The organism is Acinetobacter sp. DSM 11652 (assembly GCF_900109815.1).
Classification (GTDB): domain Bacteria; phylum Pseudomonadota; class Gammaproteobacteria; order Pseudomonadales; family Moraxellaceae; genus Acinetobacter.
On sequence record NZ_FOBK01000006.1, the window covers coordinates 93,269 to 114,200 of the forward strand.

Annotated in this window: 19 protein-coding genes and 2 tRNA genes; 12 read left to right on the forward strand and 9 right to left on the reverse strand. The window is 38.1% G+C overall.

Annotated features, from left to right (window positions below; translation table 11 throughout):
- Position 1 precedes the first annotated feature (1 nt).
- The 3 genes from BMW42_RS07735 to BMW42_RS07745 all read left to right on the forward strand — a co-directional run bounded on the left by BMW42_RS07735 (position 2) and on the right by BMW42_RS07745 (position 793).
- Positions 2–78 (forward strand) — tRNA-Asp (locus BMW42_RS07735).
- Between the two features lie 92 nt (positions 79–170).
- Positions 171–246, forward strand: a tRNA-Val gene (locus BMW42_RS07740).
- A 76-nt stretch (positions 247–322) separates the two neighbouring features.
- Positions 323–793: a DUF2750 domain-containing protein gene (locus BMW42_RS07745; RefSeq protein ID WP_035268330.1), complete on the forward strand. Its 471-nt coding sequence runs from the start codon at positions 323–325 to the stop codon at positions 791–793.
- 5 nt (positions 794–798) lie between these two features.
- Here BMW42_RS07745 and BMW42_RS07750 read toward each other — a convergent pair whose 3' ends face one another.
- From BMW42_RS07750 to BMW42_RS07770, 5 genes are all read right to left on the reverse strand, one after another.
- Positions 799–1,509, reverse strand: coding sequence for a YdcF family protein (locus tag BMW42_RS07750; RefSeq protein ID WP_228143103.1), 711 nt, complete (start codon positions 1,507–1,509; stop codon positions 799–801).
- A gap of 172 nt (positions 1,510–1,681) precedes the next feature.
- Positions 1,682–4,288, reverse strand: coding sequence for a PepSY domain-containing protein (locus tag BMW42_RS07755; protein ID WP_092766980.1), 2,607 nt, complete (start codon positions 4,286–4,288; stop codon positions 1,682–1,684).
- A 155-nt stretch (positions 4,289–4,443) separates the two neighbouring features.
- Complete coding sequence (locus BMW42_RS07760) at positions 4,444–5,004, reverse strand: YcxB family protein (RefSeq protein ID WP_092766981.1); 561 nt, start codon at positions 5,002–5,004, stop codon at positions 4,444–4,446.
- Between the two features lie 101 nt (positions 5,005–5,105).
- Entirely contained in the window at positions 5,106–7,280 is a 2,175-nt protein-coding gene (gene yccS, locus BMW42_RS07765; protein ID WP_092766982.1) for a YccS family putative transporter, read from the reverse strand.
- 146 nt (positions 7,281–7,426) lie between these two features.
- Complete coding sequence (locus BMW42_RS07770; protein ID WP_092766983.1) at positions 7,427–8,134, reverse strand: nitroreductase; 708 nt, start codon at positions 8,132–8,134, stop codon at positions 7,427–7,429.
- A gap of 376 nt (positions 8,135–8,510) precedes the next feature.
- Between BMW42_RS07770 and BMW42_RS07775 the strand changes: the two genes are divergently transcribed.
- The 5 genes from BMW42_RS07775 to BMW42_RS07795 all read left to right on the forward strand — a co-directional run bounded on the left by BMW42_RS07775 (position 8,511) and on the right by BMW42_RS07795 (position 13,670).
- Positions 8,511–9,764: a DcaP family trimeric outer membrane transporter gene (locus tag BMW42_RS07775; protein ID WP_092766984.1), complete on the forward strand. Its 1,254-nt coding sequence runs from the start codon at positions 8,511–8,513 to the stop codon at positions 9,762–9,764.
- Positions 9,765–10,276: 512 nt separating this feature from the next.
- The gene (gltS, locus tag BMW42_RS07780) at positions 10,277–11,524 is read left to right on the forward strand and encodes a sodium/glutamate symporter (protein ID WP_092766985.1); all 1,248 of its coding nucleotides are present in this window, start codon (positions 10,277–10,279) and stop codon (positions 11,522–11,524) included.
- A 131-nt stretch (positions 11,525–11,655) separates the two neighbouring features.
- Positions 11,656–12,651 (forward strand): patatin-like phospholipase family protein, encoded by a 996-nt coding sequence (locus BMW42_RS07785; RefSeq protein ID WP_092766986.1) that lies wholly within the window; start codon positions 11,656–11,658, stop codon positions 12,649–12,651.
- A 153-nt stretch (positions 12,652–12,804) separates the two neighbouring features.
- On the forward strand, positions 12,805–12,984 hold the full coding sequence (locus BMW42_RS07790; RefSeq protein WP_035268348.1) for a hypothetical protein: 180 nt from the start codon (positions 12,805–12,807) through the stop codon (positions 12,982–12,984).
- Positions 12,985–13,154: 170 nt separating this feature from the next.
- Positions 13,155–13,670: an acyl-CoA thioesterase gene (locus tag BMW42_RS07795; RefSeq protein WP_035268353.1), complete on the forward strand. Its 516-nt coding sequence runs from the start codon at positions 13,155–13,157 to the stop codon at positions 13,668–13,670.
- Between the two features lie 31 nt (positions 13,671–13,701).
- Here the strand turns inward: BMW42_RS07795 and BMW42_RS07800 are convergent, their stop codons facing one another.
- Both BMW42_RS07800 and BMW42_RS07805 read right to left on the reverse strand, forming a co-directional pair.
- On the reverse strand, positions 13,702–14,052 hold the full coding sequence (locus BMW42_RS07800; protein ID WP_228143104.1) for a hypothetical protein: 351 nt from the start codon (positions 14,050–14,052) through the stop codon (positions 13,702–13,704).
- Between the two features lie 226 nt (positions 14,053–14,278).
- The gene (locus BMW42_RS07805; protein ID WP_035268355.1) at positions 14,279–14,509 is read right to left on the reverse strand and encodes a hypothetical protein; all 231 of its coding nucleotides are present in this window, start codon (positions 14,507–14,509) and stop codon (positions 14,279–14,281) included.
- A 581-nt stretch (positions 14,510–15,090) separates the two neighbouring features.
- Between BMW42_RS07805 and BMW42_RS07810 the strand changes: the two genes are divergently transcribed.
- The 4 genes from BMW42_RS07810 to sbmA all read left to right on the forward strand — a co-directional run bounded on the left by BMW42_RS07810 (position 15,091) and on the right by sbmA (position 18,467).
- Entirely contained in the window at positions 15,091–16,092 is a 1,002-nt protein-coding gene (locus BMW42_RS07810; RefSeq protein ID WP_092766988.1) for a CobW family GTP-binding protein, read from the forward strand.
- Between the two features lie 102 nt (positions 16,093–16,194).
- Positions 16,195–16,725, forward strand: coding sequence for a YaeQ family protein (locus BMW42_RS07815; RefSeq protein WP_092766989.1), 531 nt, complete (start codon positions 16,195–16,197; stop codon positions 16,723–16,725).
- Between the two features lie 38 nt (positions 16,726–16,763).
- A complete protein-coding gene (locus tag BMW42_RS07820; protein ID WP_092766990.1) occupies positions 16,764–17,102 on the forward strand; it encodes an FKBP-type peptidyl-prolyl cis-trans isomerase in 339 nt (112 codons plus the stop codon).
- Between the two features lie 165 nt (positions 17,103–17,267).
- Positions 17,268–18,467: a peptide antibiotic transporter SbmA gene (gene sbmA / locus BMW42_RS07825; RefSeq protein WP_092766991.1), complete on the forward strand. Its 1,200-nt coding sequence runs from the start codon at positions 17,268–17,270 to the stop codon at positions 18,465–18,467.
- Between the two features lie 71 nt (positions 18,468–18,538).
- Here sbmA and BMW42_RS07830 read toward each other — a convergent pair whose 3' ends face one another.
- The gene (locus tag BMW42_RS07830; protein ID WP_228143106.1) at positions 18,539–19,429 is read right to left on the reverse strand and encodes a LysR family transcriptional regulator; all 891 of its coding nucleotides are present in this window, start codon (positions 19,427–19,429) and stop codon (positions 18,539–18,541) included.
- A 123-nt stretch (positions 19,430–19,552) separates the two neighbouring features.
- Entirely contained in the window at positions 19,553–20,917 is a 1,365-nt protein-coding gene (locus tag BMW42_RS07835; RefSeq protein WP_051586596.1) for an MFS transporter, read from the reverse strand.
- Positions 20,918–20,932: the final 15 nt, after the last annotated feature.

Below are 20,932 nucleotides of genomic sequence, written 5' to 3' on the forward strand. Positions count from 1 at the left end.
TGCAGCGGTAGTTCAGTTGGTTAGAATATCGGCCTGTCACGCCGAGGGTCGCGGGTTCGAGTCCCGTCCGCTGCGCCATTTTCTAGATCCCTTGTCTAGATATGATGGTTTCAATCAGCAAGATTTCTTTCTTGCATCTTAAAAATAGCGATGCTATTTTTATTCCTCAAGGGCGCTTAGCTCAGTTGGTAGAGCGTCTGCCTTACAAGCAGAATGTCGGCGGTTCGATCCCGTCAGCGCCCACCATATTCTTTCTATAAAAAGTCTTTTAAGTTTCTATAATTTATATAAAATATGATGAATTCATGTTTATAATAGAATTATGAGAAATCCATACCAGCGTAAGCCTTCAAGTACCTCTATTGCCTCTACAGTTGTCTCTCCAAAAGAACAATACCAACAATTTATGGAAACAATTGTCGCTCAGGCTAAAGTTTATAGTTTATATAATGATGGCTGGGCATTGTGCTCCACTCCATCTGGTCAGCGCACGCTTGCTGTTTGGCAAAGTAAAGGTATGGCACAATTATTGGTTCGTGATAAGTGGGAAAAATATCATGTGGAGGAAATCCAACTGATACCATTTATTGAACAAGTTGTTCCTTATATTCGACAACACAATACTCATTTGTCACTGAACTTGATGCCAGAAGGTCAAAATGTTTTGGTATCGGGGCGACAATTTCTAATTGACCTAAAAGCTTATCTATACCAGTTATCGATCGATCAACCTGAAAAATTAAATAGAGAAGGGGTTCCTTCGCCTCGAAAAATCCGAATACATGATAAATAGAAAATTTAGTATTCTCTTAAAATCCAACCACTAATATAAGCAAAATATTCTCTAAGCCATGCGTTATATCGTGTGGTTAAAGGAGTTTCAGCACTGACTGATGTGATTTGGGTATAACCTTGAAATCGGGCAATGGCTGCAGCACGTGGTGTATGAAAATCACTAGTCACAACTACAATATGACTATCTTGGTTTAAGTCTATTTTGTTTAGCAGCGGAACACTGTTTTTTAAATTGAGTTCGGTGCTGGTGCTTTGACTTTCTTCAACTATACGCTGTGGGTGAATAAGATATTTGTCGATCAAATATGCTTTCATCACTGCAGCTTCAGTAATTTTCTGATCAAATCCCAAACCGCCAGTCACAATAACAAAACTATTGGGATATTGAGCGGCGATCGTTGCACCTTGGTCTAATCGAGCCTGAAGCGTTGGGGAGGGGTGGTTGTTAATTAAACCACTACCCAAAATAATAATCGCATCAGGTGGTGTATTCATGATAGGGGAATGATTTGATTTAGCTAAAAAAATAAAAAAAATAGCCAAGCTGATTAACCAGATGGAAAAAATTGTCCATCCCATTTTCCAAAACAAGTTAAAGTTAGAATGATTCAAACGGTAGAGTTGGATTTTCTTATTAAAAAACAGACATACAATAATCATTATGCCAATAAATGCTGGAAGTACAGTACCCAAATGAATTTTATTTTGACTCATTAAAATGATTCCATCGATTAATAGTATCAATGCTATTAACCAAGCGAAAAGTTTTAAAATCCTTATATACATTCGATGTCATCACTAGTGGGAAATGAGAAAAAGTATATCGCATAAAAAAACCGAGCAGATTAAATAAAAATCGTGCTCGGTTTTGATCATAATAACCTTGTTAGTAAACGTCTCTACGGTAGCGACCAGCTTGTCTTAATTCATCTACAGTAGTTTCACCTAAGATTTCAATTAAAGCTAGATCAACATCGCTTGCCATACCATTGATACTGCCGCACACATAGATGACAGCACCTTGATGAATCCATTTAACGACTTCATCCGCATTTTGACGCAGAATATGGTGTACATAGACTTTTTCTGGTTGGTCTCGAGAGAACGCAAGATCAATACGCTTTAACATCGCTGTATTTTGCCAAGCTTCGATTGTTTCTTTATAAAAGAAATCATGTTCGCGTTGGCGTTCACCGAAGATGAGCCAGTTGTCAGTGTAGTCCAAACGTACGCGAGCTGAAATTAAGCTCATTAGCCCTGCGATTCCTGTCCCGTTACCGATACAGATAATCGGTCGATTATCATCAATTAAATGGAATGATTCATTGGTTCGAATACGAAGTTGTACCTGAGCACCAACCGCAACATGATGTGTTAACCAGCCTGAGCCTAAGCCGAGTTGCTGCTGTTCATCACGTTGTTGACGTACCACCAAGCGCATCATGCCTTGAGTTGGAATACTTGCGATCGAATATTCACGAGTAGGTAAATTTTCAAGCTGCTCAACGAGTTCCTCAGCTGTAGCAAATGGCTGAATCTCGCTATTTAAATTTTTATTCCACAGGCTTTCAACTAAGGTTTGACCTGTAGTTGCGAGAACTAAAGCCTCATCTAAGTTGTGCTGTTGTAAAAATGCTTGAATACGTTCAATGCTATTGCCGGGTTGAATTTCCGCAATATCTCCAGCTTGCCAGATCGCGTCGTGATCAGACTCAAGCTCTAAATTATAAGCTGGTTGACCCAAACTGTTTGGATTAAGCAGTGTACGTTTTTGAAGTTTCCATTGATCAAAGACTTTATCAATAGATAGTGTTGCTAATTCCAATTGAGCAGCTTGTGCGAGTGCATCTGTCCAATTTTGAATATCTTGGTTATTGGCATTGTCCACTTCAATCACATTAAAGAGGGGAGTTGCACCAGATGCATTGAACCAGTCATAAATACGATGACCAAAACTACAATAAGTGTCAGGATATTCACGTGAACCAAGTGCCATAACTGCGAATTGAGCATGACTTAGATTAAGTGGATGAGACATCAATTTCTTTTCAAAGCTTGCAGCTAAGTCTGGAGCTTCACCTGTACCGTAAGTACTCGCGACCACTAGAATTTGAGATGCTGTTTGTAGCTCATTAGTGGTCAGGCTTTGCACTGATTTAACAGTGACGGGTTGGCGTGCTGCTTGCAGAATTGAAGCTGTACGCCAAGCCAATTGCTCGGATACACCAGTTTGACTTGCATAAGCGATGAGCCAAGGTTTGGCATTTGGATCAACATTAACCACTGCTAAATTTTGCTTCGCTTCACGGGTCAATTGTTTTTGCTTGCGGCGTTTGAGGTAGAGCATCCAACCCGTCACAAAGAATAACGGCATAGCGAGTGCAGCTAACATCGCGAAGAACTGGTAAATAGGACCAAAGAAGCTGCCACGGTGTACAGGTAACATGCTGCTCATGATTTTTTCATTGAGCTTTTTGTCTTCGTACAATTCAACATCTTTCAATTGATTCGTATTTAAGTCGACAGTCGCTTTGTTACGAGCACGTTCATGTTGCGGAACAGGATCAACGAAACTCAGTTCTAATTCACCGTTTGCACGTTTAGGAATGGTGAAGGTTGCGGAAGAAAATTGATTTTTAAACTGTTGATTAAAAGTAGACCAAGATTGGTTGAGCGCAAAGTGAATCTGTTCTGTTTGGAGTGATTTACGCTCTTCACGTCCTTCACGTCCTTCACGTCCTTCACGTCCTTCACGTCCTTCACGTTGAGCATTTGGTCCAGCATTTGAACCAGGACCTCCCGCTTGCATTTGGGGTTGCGGGCGCTCAACACCAAGCACTTTAAACATGCTGTTGCGCCACCAGTCATATGACCAATATAAACCTGTGCAAGCCAACATGAGATAGAAAATGGCCACCCATGTTCCAACGACTGCGTGTAAATCCCAAATAAAGTTTCGACCTTTTAATTTGGGTTTAACTGAAAACCATTGTTTGAAACTGTGTTTTTTCGGCCAACGTAGATATAAGCCACTGAGGACAAAGAAAATAAGAATCAGTGTACATGCACCGGTAATTTGTTTTCCAACTGGTCCGACTGTCAAGTTACGATGTAGTTGTTGTACGAATGCGAAGAATTTTCGACCTTTAATTTCAGGTAGTAATTCAGCACTGTAGGGATTGATCATCATGGTCAAACCACGACGTTCGCCTTCTTTCGCAACATTGATACTCGATGAGTCAGTAGGTTGAGCAGCAATTGTAATGCTATTGATTTTAAGATCAGGATGCTCCTGCTGGAAATGTTGATAAATTTCAGCTGGTGTTAATTTTGGGCGTTGTTCAGCAACAACTGTATAACTTTCCTGATTGATCAGCTTGATAATTTGCTGCTCATAAGAATATATCGCCCCAGTGACACCCATAAGTGCCAAAATAAGGCCTGCTGTTATTCCGAAAAACCAGTGTAACTGGAAAAATATTTTCTTGAACATAAGGGTCTGAGTGAATTGGAATTTTTGAATGGTGCGATTATAACCTAACTCAAAAAAAGTGGAATGTATTTGAAGATAATATTTATTCTCATTCTCATATAAAAAATTGTGATAAAAAAACCTCCAAAGTTGGAGGTTTTAATATAAAGCCGTATTTACAGTGATTTTGGCTCACCAACGCTTTCTTTTAGATGTTTACGGATGGTCTCGAAAGAGAAATTTTTGCTGTTCATTCGTTTTGGCAAGATATAAGCGCCTTGCTGACCTTTAACTTTAAAGTTCACCAAAATGAAATCTGGCGTGTTATACCACTCATAGATATCTTTCCAACCAATTGAACCTACACCTTCTTGTAGTCCCATTTTTTGACGCATCACGATACCATGAGGCTGAACACCTAATTTAATTCCAGTAATTTCTTGTACTGGAAACTCATTCATTTTACGTTTAGCGTACCATTCTAGTCCAAACTTTCGCACTAAAAAGTATGTCAGCACACAGACTAAAGCCACCCAGCAAAATACAGTAGAGTAATTTTTAATAAAAATTAGACCCAAAATTGCAAGCGTAGTAATTGCACCCATAATAGCCCAAGCTTTAGTTCCAATTTTATTTGTGCTGCGCCAGATTGCGAGTTGCGCATGGCGTTGTTCAGCTTCAGTAACCTCGTAAGGAACGGGTTGTAAAGTGTAGGCGTATAAGTTTTTTGCAGTCATAGTTTCGTTAACAAAATGTGTATATCTGAGCAGAGTTTAGCATTAAATTAATACAATCAGGGAGTATATTGTACTAATTTACTGCCTTGAAAATTCAATATTTACAGTGATGCCAATGCGCTGGATTGAGTATCATGTTCATGACTTAAACTTTGTTTTAAGGTGCTCAATCGTCTTAATACACCAAGCATTAAAGAAAGTTGCTGTAAAACAATCAATGATTTATGTGAATCCTGATCATCTTTATTCAAACGTTCACGAATCGCGGACTCCAAATTTGTCAGATTTAGCTCAGGGAATTCATCTCGCAAAAAAGCACCTTGGATATCATTTAACGCTTGTTGAAGTAGTTCTAATGTTGACTGATCTTGAATTTTTTCACGATGTGCACCTAGCGCAGCAATATAGCTGATAAATGTATGATTGAGACAGAGGAACTCAAATGCTAAAGCTTTTTGTGTTGGATCAAAATCAGGTTCTGTTGCTAATGTTGATATGAGCGATGCAACATCAGCATCACGATTATGTGCAGTGCGGCGGACTACACGGTAGTTCAAACTGTTATTACGTCCATGATGGTACTGTTGGACGACTTCAGTAAGATACTGGCATTGAGCTTCAAGTGAACGTCTGATTGAATGGGGGAGTCGTCTGAATTTCCAGTCAGGAAAAATAAAGCTCACCCCAAACCATGCCAATGCACAGCCAATTAAAGTATCTAACATTCGAGGAAATGCCGCTTGGAAACCTAAACCGTCCAAATTGAAATTAATTAAGGCTAAGATCGTAATAAAGGCAGTGGCTTGCGCATATTGCTTACTGCGTAATTCAAAAAATAGGACGCCACTCACAATTAATAATAAGAGTTGACCTTCGACAGAAGGAACGAAATACAGAATTGCAAAACCAAGAATAATGCCACCGAGTGTTCCCATGATCCTGAGTCTGAGTCGACGTTTTGTGGCGTTGAAGTTTGGTTGACTAACAAATAGGGCTGTTAACAGTACCCAATAACCGTATTCGATATTGGTGACTTGAACAAAAACATATCCGATGAAAAGTACGATGGAAACACGAATCGCATGTCGAAAGAGAACGGATTCAGGTGTTAAATTTTGTTTGATACGAGAAACAATATCTTCCCAACCTTTTAGATCGTCATCTTTAAGTTGGTTTTCTAAATGTTTAGTGCGATCAAATTTAATATGCCGTTCAGTTTCAAGGTTTCGTAATTGAGCATCGATGGCTTTTAAGTTCTGGAGTAAGGCAAAAAGAGCATTGACCCAGATAAGATCATGTTTTTGTTCATCACGGATTTTTTCTAATGACTTTCTGAGATTACTAAATGCATGTTCAAAACGTGGATTATGCTGGTAAGTTGTACGATTTAGGATGCTTTCGCTTAAATCTTTACAGGCTTTTGCTTGCAGTGTCAAAATGCGTTGGAAGCGAAATAAAATATCACTATGTTCAAAGGCTTTGGTTAATTGTTGATAATCAATATGTGCCGAGTCAGCTCGCTCGTGAATGTCTTGTGCAATAAAATAATATTGTAAGCTGCGACGGGTATCACTTTGACCACGATCTCCTTTTAATCGGGTAAGGAGTGTGGTTTTCATATCATTGAAAATACCTACTAATTTCCCATTTTCCAGCGACAAGCTGATCATACTTTTTTGGTAGCTATTTGCTGTCATATCCACATCAAAGAGATTAGATTTAGCAAAAAGGAAATCACCGAGTGAAGAATAGCTTTTCGAGAGTTGATCTTGAACTTGTCGAGCTGGAAAAAGCAAGAAACTAAGCGTAGACAAGATCCCATACCAAATGGCACCAATCACCAAAAGACTGGGTTGCATGTACCATTCGTCAAAAATATCAACACTTAGCATGGCATAGACAGAAATTACTAAGCAACCATATGAGATGGTGGCATAACGTCTGCCTAATGAGCCGAGTAAAATGAGACCAATACAAGAGATGATCAGGCCTGAAGCAAAAAGCACAGGATATGGGAATAACAATTGAACAGAAGCTGCCGCAATAAAGAACCCAATATAGGTATAAATCAGATTCATGATACGTACTGAGAAGCGATCATCGATGTCGCTCAGCCCAGCAGCAACAACCCCTAATGTTAATGGAATCGTCATCAATTGCTGATCTAACAGATAGGGAATAAACGCGGTACCTGCGAAAGCCACAATCATCCGCAGGTTATACATGAATGAAGTATTATAGGTTGCTTTTTTAAGCTGAATCAGCCATTTGTTCAAACCAGAACCCTTTATAAATAGAGGATAGGGATAGATGAATATTAGTTGAATATTCATCTAATTTAAATTGGGATTATATGCTTGAAATTGAATGTTTGTCTTTATTAAACCGCTCAAACTGGATGAGTGTTTTAATCCTTAAAAAATCAGTCTTCCAAGAAAACAGCAAACTCTTCAACTGGAACACGAGGTGTTCTAAACGTATTTACAAGCGCATCGGTGTCGGCATAGCCTAAAGCCATCCCACAAACTAGCTCTTCGTTGGCAGGAGCTTCAAGAACATCAGTGACGATTTGATGAAAATGATTCCAGGCCGCTTGAGGGCATGTGTCTAAACCACGTGCTTTTGCTGCTAGCATAACATTTTGAATCATCATGGAAATATCCATTTTAGAGCCAATGCCCATGGCTTTATCCACGGTAAAGAAAATGCCAACAGGTGCATCAAATAATTGATAGTTTCTAAGATGTTGTGCAGCCATCTTATCCTTTTCACCTTTTTGAATGCCCAGCAATCCATAAAGTCCCCAACCATTTTCACGACGACGATCGATATACGGGGAAATCCATGTTTCTGGATAATAAGCAAAAGTCTCGTTGTATTGTTGAGCAAGTTCAGGGTTTTGATAAAGTTGCATTTGTGCATGACAAACTTGATCAATTAAACGTTGACGACGTGCGCCTGTCACCACATAGACTTTCCAGGGTTGAGTATTTGTGCCAGAAGGTGCTCTTGATGCGACTTCTAAGATTTCTTGGATAAGTTTTGTGTCTACGGGGTGATCTAAAAAGGCACGTATAGATTGGCGGCCAGTGATCACTTCATCAACGGCTTGAGTATGTTCTGTGGACATTGCAACTCCTATTTGAATAATTTTGGATGATCCATGATGTCTCTACGACTAAGGTATAATTTTGAATATGCTTTTAAATAAAGATTTTATAAATTATACAGATATAAACTTTTTTCAATTCATCATCAGAAATTGTGATTGAGAAAATTGGTTTTGACAATAAAAAACATTTAATTATGAAACATAAGTTGCTAGATTAAGTTACAACGAATACACATTATGTTACGTATTTATTTTAATCAATTCATCAAATTTAAAAAAAAGCAGTTTAGTGCATCGTTGATTATTTTAAATTAATCAAACGTTGTGATTGGGATTCAGCAGGTTGACCAAGCATATATGCACGGATGCAAGATGAAATAATTGGAGATTTTTAATGAGTCAATCAAAACATCAAACATTTTTAAAGAAAAGTTTAGCAATCGCAGTTGCAACTTTTGCAGTTTCTACTGCACAAGCAGCGACTGAAAAAGATGAAATTCAAAAATTACGCCAAGAAGTTGAAGCGTTAAAAGCTTTAATTCAACAGCAACATCAAGTACAACAACAGCAGCAAGTACAATTGGCTGAAGTTAAAGCTCAACCTGTAGCAGCAGCGCCTACAAACTTGAAAACTAAAGCAGGTGCTGAAGTGAATCTATATGGTTTTGTACGTGGGGATGCAAACTATATCATTGAAGGTGCTGATAATGACTTTAATGCTGTAAACAGCGTTGGAACGAGTAATAATCCGTTAGTTGAAGATAAATTACGTGCAACGGCTAAAACAACACGTCTTGGTTTAGATTTTAAATCTAAAGTAGAAGGGGCTGATGTTGGTGGTAAAGTAGAAGTGGACTTTGCAGGCTCAAATGAAGCACTACGTATTCGTCATGCATACTTAACACTGAATAATTGGTTATTCGGTCAAACTACTTCAAACTTCTTGTCAAATCATGCCCCAGAAATGATCGATTTTGGTACCAACATTGGTGGCGGAACAAACCGTTTACCGCAAGTGCGTTGGTCACATAAATTAGCGCCTACAACTCAATTATTTATTTCAGCTGAAGAGGGTAATTCTACTGGAGATGGTATTAAATATCGTCTTCCAACTTTAACTGCAAAAGTTACGCAAGCTTATGCAGAGGGTAAAGGTAATGCTTCAGCTCGTGCCTTAATCGAAAATTATAAATCTGATACCGCTGGTGATGATAAGACTGGTTTTGGTGTAGCGATCGGTACAAATTACCAAATTAGCGAACCACTCAAAGTATCTGCTGACGTGTCTTATGTAAAAGGGAACAGTAACTATTTATATGGCTCAAATAGTGCTTATGTTGTCGATGCAAATAACAATATTGAACAAAATGAGTTTATTGCAACGCAACTTGGTGCTACATATAAGTTTTCACCTCAGTTACGCTCAACACTGGCTTATGGCGCACACTATGCTGATGACAGCACGGGATATGCTAAAGCGAACCCAAGTGCAAATGAAACTGTTCAACAAGCATGGATTAACTTTATCTATACACCTGTGAAACCTGTTGATTTAGGTGTTGAATATATCAATGGTAAGCGTGAGACTTTCGCAGGTCAAAGCTATAATGATGACCGTGTAGGCCTAATGGCGAAATACAGCTTCTAAGCATGATCTATAAAAAAACCGAGCATAGTCTCGGTTTTTTTTATTCACTTGTCATTCATCAGTTCAGACTAAAGAATGTCTGAATTTTGCTGATTGAATAAACAAAAGTAATGCGAAATATAAAAAAAAGTGCATAATGTTCGGCTTAAACAGTGAGCAGTCCTGATCATCAGGAATTTCTTAATCATTTTAAGTTCACTAAAACATATTTAAGTGTTTGTTTGAGCCATAAATCAATTGTATCTAGCAAAACGCATGTCTAAGAATAGAGTGCGTTTTGTGCTACTGATTTATTTTGAAAAGTGTATGTTTTTTATTAACAAGATTGAATCCAATGAAATCGAGGAATTAATATATTGTTACTCAATTAAAAATTTTATCTATTCTTTTAGATAATCAATATTGAATAAGGATATGTTTATTTTTGGATGTGAGATTCGAAATAAATCTTATTGATTAAAAAACAAGCATAATATGAATTAACAGTCATCTGTATTTGCTGAGAATTAATGATGGAATTTACTTTTAACGCTTTTTACACGTTAATTGCTGCAGTAATAGTTTTATTGCTTGGCCGTTTTCTTGTCAACAAAATCGACTTCTTAAAAAAATATAATATCCCAGAGCCTGTAGCTGGTGGTTTGGTTGCTGCCATAGTTTCGTTAATTGTTCACAATTTGTGGGGTTACAGCATTACCACGAGTAGTGAATTGCAAACCAGTTTCATGTTGGTGTTTTTTGCCTCGATTGGTTTGAGTGCAAACTTCGCCAAACTCAAAGAAGGTGGTATGGGACTGGTGATCTTCCTGATCTGTGTCGCATCATTTATTATCGTACAAAACTTTGTCGGTATGAGCCTTGCAACGTTACTTGGTATTGATCCACTTATTGGTTTAATTGCAGGTTCTATTACCTTAACGGGTGGTCATGGTACTGCTGGTGCATGGGGTGAGATTTTAGAAGTCGAGCATGGTATTCAAGGTGCTTTAGCACTGGGTATGGCAAGTGCGACATTTGGTTTGATTATTGGTGGTTTGATTGGTGGTCCATTAGCGAAATTATTGATTAATAAGCACCAGCTTTCATCACCAGTGACGAATTCGGTTGAAAAAGACACACGTGATGCGAATGAAATTGCAAATCCGAATGATCAAGGCGAGTTTGTGCCTTTTGAAAACCGTAATCAAGTTCGTTTAATCACTGCGGACAATGCGATTACCACATTAGGGTTATTTGCTGCGTGTTTGGCATTTGCTGAATTTATGACAGGTTATAGTAAAGGCACTTGGTTTGAGCTTCCAACTTTCGTTTGGGCATTAGGTGGTGGTGTTATCCTGCGTAACATCCTCGAAGGTCTCATGAAAGTGGAAATCTTCGATCGTGCAATTGATGTATTTGGTAATGCCTCTTTATCGTTATACCTAGCAATGGCACTTCTTTCACTTAAGTTGTGGCAATTGGCTGATCTTGCAGGCCCATTGGTTGTAATCTTAACAGCTCAAACCTTAACTATGGCTTTGTACGCAGCATTTATCACTTTCCGTGTGATGGGTAAAAACTACGATGCAGCAGTTCTTGCAGCAGGTCACTGTGGTTTCGGTATGGGAGCAACACCAACAGCTGTTGCAAACATGCAGGCGATTACAAATATGTATGGTCCTTCACATAAAGCATTCCTCATTGTACCTTTATGTGGCGCATTTTTTGTTGACTTAATTAATGCAACTGTAATTCAGGTGATTTTAAAATTCTTTGCTTAACATAAAATCTTCTTAATAAAATGTCATGTACAAAAAGCCCCGCATCTGGGGCTTTTTGTCATAAAAAATTCATACAGACGACTTGTCAATGATATGCTTTCATTCAGTTTTGATTTTTAATTTCTGATGCAATGAAGAAGTTTGTACTCCTGATTTCCCTCTTACCTTTGATTGGCTTACAAGCCTGTCAACAGGTTGTAGCCAAAGCTCAGCTTTCAAAATCTGTGTCTACACCTTTGGTGGATGCTTCATCTCATATCATTAAAAATAAGCATAAGAAAACTGATGCTCCAAGTGTTGCATTGGTGCTTGGGAGTGGGGGAGCGCGAGGCTATGCGCATATTGGCGTCATTGAAGTTTTAGAGCAACGTGGAATCAAGCCTGATTTTATTGTTGGTAGCAGTGCAGGGAGTATAGTCGGGTCAATATATGCCAGTGGAAAATCAGCAAAATCGCTACGTGAAGTTGCATTAAATATGCAAGTCAATGATGTACGTGATTTTAACATTGGTATTCAAGGCTTTTTTGATGGCGCTAAGGTTGAGAACTATGTCAATAAACAAGTGGACTTTATGCCCTTAGAACAGCTTCCTATTCCAATGTATGTGGTGGCAACAGAGTTAAAAAATGGAAATTTAACAGTATTTAACTATGGTAATACTGGCCAAGCAGTGAGAGCTTCTATCTCTATTCCAAGCATGTTTATTCCCGTAAAAATTGCTGATAAGGATTATGTTGATGGCGGTTTAGTGAGCCCTGTACCAGTCAATGTGGCGAGAGAATTAGGGGCAGATATTGTCATTGCTGTTGATATTTTGGCCCAGCCAGAGCACACGGAAACCTCGAATGTGTGGGGGATGTTTAATCAAAATATAAATATTATGCAAAATAAGATCGCGTATAACGAGCTAAAAAATGCAGATATTGTGATACAGCCAGATCTAAGAGAAAAAGCACATATCTTTGATGTTAAGGGTCGTGAAAATACGATTCAAGCAGGTATGACTGCAGCATTGAATAAGGTTAGTTTATTAGATCAGGTACGTCATCGGACGATAGGACAATATGATGCTCATCAGTATCCTGCCCATGATGATAGTAAAAGAGCTGTTTGTTTAAATTGCTAAATTAAATCAGATCTTAATTGTCTCATAAAATATATATATAAAATAAGTAAAATCATTGTTATAAATTGAATGATTGGTATATTGGGGTGATAAAAACGAGGGTTAGTACTTTATCTAACCCTTAAAAAGATGAAATATAAATTAAGGTGTAGTGTGTCAGTTTTTCAAGTTGGTCAAATTGTTTATTTAGCGTCAAATTCAGATATTACATTTGAAATAATACGAATTAACTATGATGAAACCTATGAAATCCAAGTCAAGAATCAAGCATCGTTAAAGTTAAAATACGATAATATTTCGGCTGAGATGCTTCGTTTAGTCAAAGATGAATAAATTTTAAGCAAATTTATCATAGCTTCAGAGAGTGAATGATTTCCTCTGATACTTTTAAGCTATCAAGTCTTGAAATTATTGGAGTTTGTTTCTGATTTAAACATTTTATAATCAAGAAAAAAGTTATAATAGTGTATTAAATCTCCTGTCATGATTGAGTTCTAATATTTATGTCCGAATTTAACCAAGCGTTACCGCTTGCAGATGATCAGTCTGAATTAACGATGTCTGTATTAATGACGCCGGATATGGCGAATTTCTCAGGTAATGTACATGGTGGAACAATTTTAAAGCTGCTTGACCAAGTTGCTTATGCGTGTGCAAGTCGATATTCAGGTTCTTATGTGGTAACTTTATCTGTTGATAAAGTGAACTTTAAAGAACCAATCCACGTGGGTGAGTTGGTGACTTTTTTAGCCAGTGTGAATCATGTGGGGCGTACCTCAATGGAAATTGGGATCCGCGTTGAAGCACAAAATATTCAAAAACGTACGGTACGACATACCAATAGTTGTTATTTCACAATGGTCGCTGTGGATGAACATGGGAAACCAAAACAAATTCCACCGCTAAACCTAGATAATGACTGGAAACGCTGTCGTTTTGAAGCTGCTGAGCATCGTAAAATTGCTCGTTTGAATGAAAATCATCATCCTTCTTGCAGCATATATAAGAAATCGGTTTAAGAAAAAAGACTTCACATGGTGAAGTCTTTTTTTATGGATTTTGTAGCTTGGCGAGGGTATGTCCATCGACAATCATGTACCAATTCCCTTGTGCATCCTTGTAGGGGTGACGAGTGACAATAAATTTCGTGTTGATAGGACCTAAACCTGTTTCAAATCCAGTATCTGAAAACTGTTTAATTGGAGCTGAAACGGCGGTTTTTTTACTGAGCTGATTGTTACTATATTCTATACGACCATTAGCAGTAATATTCAATTGAACACGACTGTCCGCGCTAATCCAATGTCCTACATAATCCAGTTTATCCTCTGGTAAAGGTTTGGAACATGCAACCAGCCATAGGCTGAGTATAGCTATCCCAAGAAATTTCTTCATTTTCATGTCACGTGCTTAGAATTAAATTGGCTTTTTGGTTAAAATATGTGATTTATTTGTCATTTATATCGTTTTATAATAATTATGTATATGTGTTTATCGTAATTTATAGAGAATTATTCAAAAAAAACAGGCATAAAAAAGTAGAGCTGTAGCAAAGCTCTACTTTTAATCAGATCAAGCCATCGGCGGAAGACTCGGTCTAAAATTCAGTCAATTTATTTTTGATTAATTACTGAGCAGGTTGAGCTACAGGAGCTTCAGTACCTTCTTCAGCTGCAACCTCTGTACCCGGTTGAGCAGCTGTTGGTTGACCAGCAGCAGTAGTTTCAGCATTCACTGGTTGTTCTTGAGAAGAAATCAACACTTCCTGTTTTTTTTCATCTTTTGCTTCTGTTGCAGCAAATGTTGAGAAAGCTGTGAAGGCAAGTGTAGTTGCTAATAAAGTTTTAACTAAATTCATGAGTGGCATCCTTATTCAATAAAATAAATTAGAATTTAATCTCATAAGCTTTCCGAGGAGAGAAGCGAATATGAAATTAAATCTAGATCATCGCGTAAAATGTTAAAAGCTGAATCGCCTCTAATACGGTTAGCGAGTCAACGAAATTCATCCTAAGTCCAGAAGCTCAATTGGGCAATCAATGCAACAAAGTGAAACACGATAGTTAACGCACGACTAACAAACCAAGGTGTAATGTATTTTTTTTGTCTCAATGAGAGTCAATATGCCTCATAAAGTTGTCAAAAAATATGTCATGGTGAAGAAAAAAACAGCAATTTTTTTACTTAGTTTTACATTTGAAAAGGTTCGATTAGAAAATCAAAATTGAAGTTTTGAATTAAATTCAGAGTAATGATCTGTGAAATAGATTTACATATTTTCAATTTTGATTCAACAGTTCACTTATCCTATTTAATTCCAATCATTTAGTTTTTTGAATTCATGCATTCATATAAATTATGAGGAAAATTATCCTAGACTTGTTTTTTAGATAAATTCCGACAAGAATCCGTACACCTCTTCAAATTCAGAGATCCATTTTGAAAGTACTTGCAACTCAGTCAGTGCCTACACATATCATTACAGGTTTTTTAGGTGCAGGGAAAACCACGCTTTTACAACAACTTCTCAAATTTAAACCTAAAAATGAGCGATGGGCTGTATTGATGAATGAGTTTGGTCAAATTGGCGTTGATCAACAGTTATTGCCAAATAATGATGGCTATGAAATCAAAGAGCTATTGGGTGGATGTCTGTGTTGTACAAGTCAATTGCCAATGCAAATTGCATTGTCTCGGTTATTACAAGAATCTCACCCAGATCGGTTATTTATAGAGCCGACAGGGTTGGGTCATCCTGCACAGTTGGTTGAACAACTGACTGAACCACATTGGCAACATCTAGTTGCCATGCGTTCTGTAGTGACCGTGATTGATGGATCTCGTTTACATGACTCTGATTGGATGAGGCAGAGTTTATATCAAGATCAGTTAAAAGCGGCTCAAGTTGTGGTTGTGTCTCATGCTTCGGACATGAATGACATGGATCGAAAAGAATTGGCTGATTTAAAACAACAATATTTAGCTTATATTCCACATTGGCTTGAAGCTGATCAAGGCAATATTCGCTTAGAACAAATAGATTATCCTTATGTGGGAATTCAGCGTTCAATGCAACCCTTATTCAAGGTTCAGCGACAGTTCAAAGCTGATGAGGAAATGCCAGCTGTAAAGCAACTTCCATATCATTACGTCGAACAGGCTCAAGGGTATATTGTGGCAGGATGGAAGCTTCCAAAACGTTGGCAGTTTGATTTTTATGAATTATTAGACATCCTTTGTGAGCTAAAACACTGGGTACGTATTAAAGGCATCTTCAATACCAACCAAGGTTGGATGACATTCAATTTTAATCCTGATCAATTCAATTACAAATCAGGCGAAGAGAATATTGATAATAGGATTGAAGTGATAACCCAGCAGAATCAAGATTGGGAGCATTTAGAGCAATCAATTCTTAAGGCGCGAATCGATGATCAATAAAATCGTTAGATCATTCAACTCAGAATACAGACGGATTGAAAAGCATTTTCTCAATGTACGCTGAATCGGGTATGCTTAGCAACAAATTTGAGGATACCCCTTATGGCGTTAAAAGCGACGATTTATAAAGCAGATTTAAACATAGCCAATATGGATGTTCATCAATATGGCGACTATCAGTTAACGATGGCTCTACATCCGTCGGAAACGATTGAACGTTTGATGGTTCGAGTATTGGCATATGCTCGTTTTGCAGATGAGCATTTAGAATTTACTAAAGATTTATTTGAAACTGATGAGCCAGCACTTTGGCAGAAAGATTTAACAGGTCAGTTAGAAAAATGGATTGAAGTGGGTAGTCCAGACGAAGATAAAGTAAAAAAAGCGAGTGCGCGTTGTAAGGAAGTTGCGGTGGTCACTTATGGATCATCAGTGGATGAATGGTATAAGCGCAACAGTAAATTGAAAACATTGAAAAATGTGCAAATCTGGCAACTCAGTGAAAAAACAACGGCACAAATCCAAGCATTGTGCGAACGTACAATGCAACTGCAATTGAATGTGATGGATGGCGAGTGGACATTGATGTCAGATCAAGGTCAAGCTGAGATTGAGTGGACTCAATTACAGTAAGCCACTAAGATTTTAAAGATTAAATTTGGAGTAAGCACATGACGGCTGAATTAGAAATTATTGACTTAGTGGTAGGTGAAGGTAAAGAGGCTGTAAAAGGTGCTTTAATTACCACTCATTATACTGGTTGGTTGGAAGATGGTAAGAAGTTTGATTCATCATTAGACCGTGGTAATTACTTTGAGACTGTGATTGGTACAGGTCGTGTCATTAAAGGCTGGGATCAAGGTATTATTGGAATGAAAGTTGGGGGTAAGCGTAAACTGATTGTGCCTGCACATTTGGCTTATGGTGAGCGTAAAATGGGGAATATTATCCCAGCCAATTCTAATCTAATCTTTGAAATTGAATTGTACGATGTAAAAACTCGCGATTAATTAAAGTCGATGAAAAGCCCTGCATTGCGGGGCTTTTTTATGTTACAACAATCCTGAGCGTGCAATAGATATAACAAAAAATTTCTAAAAAACGCACCGACTCAGCAGAATTAGGATTACTATTCAGAAAATTCATTCAAACAAAATTAGGGATATAAGCGCTGAATGTTTAAGTCATTTTTTCCGAACCCAAAGAGGTTTTTTCTCTCTGTCGTCTTGTGGTTTTTTATTAATCTCGCTTTATGGTTTTTTGCGGATGGAAAACAATGGGGCGAATATTTAGGTTTTCCTCAAGGTTATGCAGAAGCTGAACTTGCGATTAATATCAGTCGTTTTTGGTCACCACAATTTTTGTGGTTCTATCTATGGTTCTTGGTGGCGACCGCCTTATTTGCACTGTTTTGGAAAATAAAATCAGACAATCCGTGGCAGCGTTGGTCAGTATGGGGATCTGCATTTATCCTTTTTAATATTTGGTTAACAGTACAAGTCAGCGTTGCTGTGAATGCATGGTATGTACCATTTTGGGATTCTATTCAACAGATTTTAAATTCTGGTGGTGGTGAGGTGGATAAACTCTATGCGGAATCATGGACCTTTATCAGCTTGGCCAGTATTTCAGTGACATCAGGCGTCATCAGCGCTTTCTTTACCAGTCACTATATTTTTAGATGGCGTACAGCAATGAACGAATACTATGTTCAGCATTGGGAGAAATTGCGTCATATCGAAGGTGCTTCGCAACGTGTACAGGAAGACACCATGCGTTTTGCAACGATCGTTGAGGATTTAGGGGTTGAGTTAGTCCGTGCAGTACTGATGTTAATTGCCTTTCTTCCTTTATTATTTGTATTGTCGGCGAAAGTGCCTGTTTTACCGTTTATTGGTGAGTTGCAATATTCTTTAGTATGGGCAGCGATTGGATGGGCGGTATTTGGAACTGTCTTATTAATGGTGGTGGGTATGAAACTGCCAGGATTAGAATTTAATAATCAAAAAGTGGAAGCGGCATATCGTAAAGAGTTGGTATACGGCGAAGACCATGAAAATCGTGCGCAACCTGCAACCTTAAAACAACTTTTTAAGAATATTCGTGCTAACTATTTTAAATTGTATTTCCATTATGCCTATTTCAATTTGTTTGCACGTTGGTATGGACAACTGGACAATCTCTATATGTTATTTGTGTTGTTCCCCGCGATTGCAGCAGGCCTGTTGACACTGGGATTGATCCAACAAATTATGGGTGTATTCAATCGTGTTCGTGAGTCATTCCAATATTTGGTGAGTTCGTGGAAAACGATTATTGAACTACTTTCTATCCGTAAACGTCTAAAAGCATTTGAATCTATTTTGGAAAAGTAGTGCCCATCATGGATTTAAATTATTAAAAAAAGGCTCGTATATACGAGCCTTTTTTATGTCTGAGTGAGAACTTAGAGCGTGCTGAAAATATTTTTTAGAATCTTACAAAACCACTTACGTGCGTCTAAGTCATCCTTATGGTTATACCAGTTAACACTGACATTGAATGGGCGAACTTCAAAAGGGAGTTCAAAAATTTGGATATCCGTATGCTGCTGATAAACCTTCGCGGCTCTCGAAGGCAAAGTAACCAGAAGTTCTGAGTGTTTTACCACGTTCTGCAAAACACTGAAATGTGGGACTTCAAGCATGATCTGACGAGAATGACCAAGTTCTTTTAAACGCTGATCAATTTCAATATGACCAGTACTCGATTTGATCGCAACATGTTTTTCCGATAAATACGCTTCCATGCTGAGCTTTTGCTGTATGCGCGGATGCTCTTTTTTAGCGATACAGACATAACGTTCCTCAAACAAATTTCGAGATTCAATTTTGGGCATAATGGTGTGACTGCTATTAAAAACAGCCACATCCAAAAAGCCTTCAACCAGCCATTCCTCTACTTTTTCTGAGTGAATTTCCTCAATTTCAAGTTTGATATTGGGAGCATGTTGTTCTAAATATTCAATCAGCGAGGGAAGTAAACAAATTTCTCCTAAATCAGAAATGCCTAAACGAAATACTTTTGAAGAGGTTAACGGGTCAAAATGCTTGGCAGAATCAATCGCCATATCAATTTTAACAATCGCTTCGTAAAAACTTGGATAAAGACTTTGTGCAAGCTTAGTGGGTTTAACACCAAACTTGTCACGTACAAAAAGCTGATCATTCAGCATTTTCCGCAGTCGATTTAAATTATAGGTGACGGAAGGTTGACTGAGATTCAAACGCTCTGCGGCGTGACTGATATTTTGAGTTTGATAAATAATAATAAAAACTTTAATCAGACTTAAATCGATCAACTTTACATTCCTTGTAAATATTTAGAGACAGTCGCTATATCGAATAACCACTGTAACAAAAAAAGAGAGAGTTAACTCTCTCTTTTATTTTTAATGACTTAGATGTTGTTGATGAATCATCTACTCATAAGCCACGTTTTTAACGCCGTTTGCTGCGCCTGCAATTTTTTTATTGCGTAGATGGATCGCAGTCACACTGATCACTGCAATCATACAAGGGATAGATAAGGCAATGAAATTATATTGCACTGGCAAATTAAGGCTGAGTAACCATCCACATAAGATCGGACCCAAGATCGCGCCTAAACGACCTACGCCAAGTGCCATACCTAGACCTGTTGCACGTATGTTAGATGAATAATATTGTGACATATAAGCCAACAATAAAATTTGTCCGCCAATCGATGCTGCACCTGCGACTGCTACACAGAAGTAAAGCACCATGGTTGGTAAGTTATAGCTTAACAAGAATAGGGAAATTGCGCCGCTCACAAACAAGGTACACAGAACTTTAGGTAAACTGAATTTATCAGCAAAAAAACCACCAAAAATTGCACCCAGCATACCGCCAATATTGAGCGCAAATAGGAACACTAAACTGGTAGAGAGGTTGTAGCCAGCTTCCATCATCAGTTTAGGTAACCAGTTACCAAGCGCGTATACCAATACCAATGCCATAAAGACACTTGCCCAGAATAGAACAGTGGTTACACCACGACTTTCAGTAAATAAGTCTTTCACTGGTGATTTAGACGATTCTTGGTTTTCTTGATGCAGACTAATGCGCATATCAGCAGGAATTCTTAGATTTGTGTCAATTTGTTCTAAGATGTGAGCAGCTTCTTTATGCTTATTTTGACGAACCAAGTAATCGATGGATTCAGGCAATAATTTCCAAATGATTGGCAATAGAATGAGTGGAATACCTGCAATCATAAACATGATTTTCCAGCCAAATTGCGGTACTAGCCACATACCTAAAATGGCAGAGCACATTCCGCCTACAGCGTAACCACTAAACATCAATGACACTAAGGTGGATCGTAAACGCTTAGGCGCATACTCTGTCATTAGTGTAATAACGTTCGGCATCACGCCACCAAGACCTAAGCCAGCAATAAAGCGATAGATCCCGAACTCTTGAGGATTGCTGGCTAGGCCACACATCACGGTAAAACCACTAAAAATGACAATACAAACTGCAATCAGTTTTTTACGGCTAAAGCCATATTTTTCAAGTTTGTCACTCATACTGCCAAAAATGATGGCTCCAAACATCATGCCAAAGAGGGCAAGACTTCCTAAGAAGCCCGCGGTCATTGGATCGATTGCCCATTCTTGCATGAGTTTAGGCAATGCCACACCGTAGATGACTAAGTCATAGCCATCAAAAATAATAATCAATGCGCTGAGTAAGATGACTCGCCAGTGAATGGCTTTGAGTTTGGCATGATCAATAATTTCATTTGCATTTAACGTATTCACGGAGACCTCCCTGGT

Excerpts from the sequence above, each read along its gene's own strand:
- BMW42_RS07745 (WP_035268330.1), top strand. The coding sequence starts at position 323 with ATGAGAAATCCATACCAGCGTAAGCCTTCAAGTACCTCTATTGCCTCT.
- BMW42_RS07815 (WP_092766989.1), top strand. The coding sequence starts at position 16,195 with ATGGCGTTAAAAGCGACGATTTATAAAGCAGATTTAAACATAGCCAAT.
- BMW42_RS07750 (WP_228143103.1), bottom strand. The coding sequence starts at position 1,509 with ATGAGTCAAAATAAAATTCATTTGGGTACTGTACTTCCAGCATTTATT.
- gltS (WP_092766985.1), top strand. The coding sequence starts at position 10,277 with ATGGAATTTACTTTTAACGCTTTTTACACGTTAATTGCTGCAGTAATA.
- BMW42_RS07755 (WP_092766980.1), bottom strand. The coding sequence starts at position 4,288 with ATGTTCAAGAAAATATTTTTCCAGTTACACTGGTTTTTCGGAATAACA.
- BMW42_RS07785 (WP_092766986.1), top strand. The coding sequence starts at position 11,656 with ATGAAGAAGTTTGTACTCCTGATTTCCCTCTTACCTTTGATTGGCTTA.
- BMW42_RS07820 (WP_092766990.1), top strand. The coding sequence starts at position 16,764 with ATGACGGCTGAATTAGAAATTATTGACTTAGTGGTAGGTGAAGGTAAA.
- BMW42_RS07770 (WP_092766983.1), bottom strand. The coding sequence starts at position 8,134 with ATGTCCACAGAACATACTCAAGCCGTTGATGAAGTGATCACTGGCCGC.
- BMW42_RS07800 (WP_228143104.1), bottom strand. The coding sequence starts at position 14,052 with ATGAAAATGAAGAAATTTCTTGGGATAGCTATACTCAGCCTATGGCTG.
- BMW42_RS07805 (WP_035268355.1), bottom strand. The coding sequence starts at position 14,509 with ATGAATTTAGTTAAAACTTTATTAGCAACTACACTTGCCTTCACAGCT.
- BMW42_RS07760 (WP_092766981.1), bottom strand. The coding sequence starts at position 5,004 with ATGACTGCAAAAAACTTATACGCCTACACTTTACAACCCGTTCCTTAC.
- BMW42_RS07795 (WP_035268353.1), top strand. The coding sequence starts at position 13,155 with ATGTCCGAATTTAACCAAGCGTTACCGCTTGCAGATGATCAGTCTGAA.
- sbmA (WP_092766991.1), top strand. The coding sequence starts at position 17,268 with ATGTTTAAGTCATTTTTTCCGAACCCAAAGAGGTTTTTTCTCTCTGTC.
- BMW42_RS07775 (WP_092766984.1), top strand. The coding sequence starts at position 8,511 with ATGAGTCAATCAAAACATCAAACATTTTTAAAGAAAAGTTTAGCAATC.